The organism is Kitasatospora sp. NPDC004799, assembly GCF_040609095.1.
Lineage (GTDB): Bacteria > Actinomycetota > Actinomycetes > Streptomycetales > Streptomycetaceae > Kitasatospora.
The window spans coordinates 1-1,713 of record NZ_JBEXJK010000755.1; the positions used below are offsets into that span (position 1 = coordinate 1).

1 protein-coding gene and 1 pseudogene are annotated in these 1,713 nt (G+C 68.9%); one reads left to right on the plus strand and one right to left on the minus strand.

All coding sequences use genetic code 11. The annotated features are described in order from the left end of the window. Positions 1 to 291: pseudogene (locus tag ABZW03_RS40545) on the minus strand (hypothetical protein); the annotation flags it as partial. A gap of 488 nt (positions 292 to 779) precedes the next feature. Here ABZW03_RS40545 and ABZW03_RS40550 point away from each other — a divergent pair. After that, a partial coding sequence (locus ABZW03_RS40550; protein WP_355269850.1) for an ALF repeat-containing protein occupies positions 780 to 1,713 on the plus strand: 934 nt, incomplete at its 3' end.

Genomic DNA, 1,713 nt, shown 5'->3' on the forward strand with positions numbered 1-1,713 from the left:
GCTGGTGGCGCGGAAGCAGATCTTGTTGCCGCTGCTGTTGGGCAGGTCGAAGCTGAGCACGCTGATCTGGTCGTCGACGGCGCAGTCGGACAGCATGATGTGGCCGTCGCCGCGCAGCAGCTTCACGTTCGGGTACGGGGCCGGGCCGGGGTGGACGAAGTCCTCGACGGCCGGCGGCGCGGCCGAGTTGTCCGCCGGGGAACCGTCGGCCGACGCGAGCGCGGTGGCACCGAGCGTGGCGGCCGCGGCAACGGCTCCGCCAACGATCCAACGGGACAGACGCTTTGACATTCCTGGTCCTCTTCGTTCGTTCGGTGTTGCCCTGATCGACAGATCCGCGGAATGGGACGAAGGCCCCGGATGGCAGGCGAACCGGCATGACGTGATGAAGCGTCATGAATGCTGGGAACAAGCTCCGAAGAAGCCGCCCGACCACCCCTTCGACCACGAGCGGAAGCCGCCCCATCGAACCAGATCGAACCGGGCCTCGCCAACCCCCATTTCGGCAGGTCAGGCAGGCGACTTGTCATGATTTAGAGGGCATTCGATCACAAGCTGACGGTGCGACACATTTGCCGAAATATGAGCCGACTGGGTCTCTTTTTACTGCGGGGCCGCGGCTGCGGGCGCTCGATTTACCACCCTCGTAAGGATTCTGTTCCCGCGTCATTTATCGTTGGGCTCCGCCGCGGCCGGGATTCGGCCGACGTCGACACTGGAGGTTTTCCATGCGCCCTTCGATATCCCGTTCAGGACGGCGAGGGAGGGGGAGACCGCCATTGCTGGGCAGGCTCTCCCTGGGCCTGCTGCCCCTCGCGCTGACGGCCGGCCTGGTGGGGTCGGGCATCCCGAGCGCCGTCGGCGCCGAGCCGACCGGCAGCCGGGTCCAGCTGAGCGGCCGCGCACGCGTGCTGCATGCGTGGCTCAGCGGCGGCCCGCGCGTCCACGCGCTGGCCGAGGCCGCGCTGGCCGGGTCCGACCAAGACGTGAAGCAGTTCGTCGACAACGACCTCGCCGGGGCCCAGCACGCGGACGACCTGCTCACGGCCACGCAGATCTCCAGCGTGGGCGGGCCGAAGGTCCGGGAGGCCGCCGACAAGGCCATCGAGGGCACCGCTGACGAGCTGCGCGCCTTCCTGGAGGGCGGCTGGCAGGCAGCCCTCGACGCGGACCGACGACTGTGGATCACCCGGATCACCGACCCCGCGATGGGAGCCGGCAGCAGTCTGCAGGCAGCAGGCGACGCCGCGCTGCGCGGCAACACCAGCGACGACCTGCAGAGGTTCCTGACCGAGACCCAGTTCACGGCCAAGGACGCCGACGACCGGGTCAAGCTGGTCCAGATCCTCAGCTCCGGTGGACCCAACGTCCAGGCGGCGGCGCGCATCGCGCTGAACGGGTCGATCGAGGACGTGCGCGAGTTCCTGGCGACCGGCCAGTACATCGCGCAGAGCCGTGACATGGAGCGCGCGAGCATCGCGCAGCTTGCCCAGCAGGCGAAGGACGCGAGCGCGCAGGCGGCCCAGGAGACGACCGCGGCCATCGAGGCCAAGGACCAGGCGGTCAAGAACTCGGAGCTGGCCAAGGCCGATGCCGCGCGGGCCGCGCTCGAGACCCAGCAGGCCGGCAGTGACACGTCCAAGGCGACCGAGGCTCTTCCGATCTACCTTGTCCACGGCGTTGTGCCGGCCGACGTCCTCGCGCAGGCAGAGC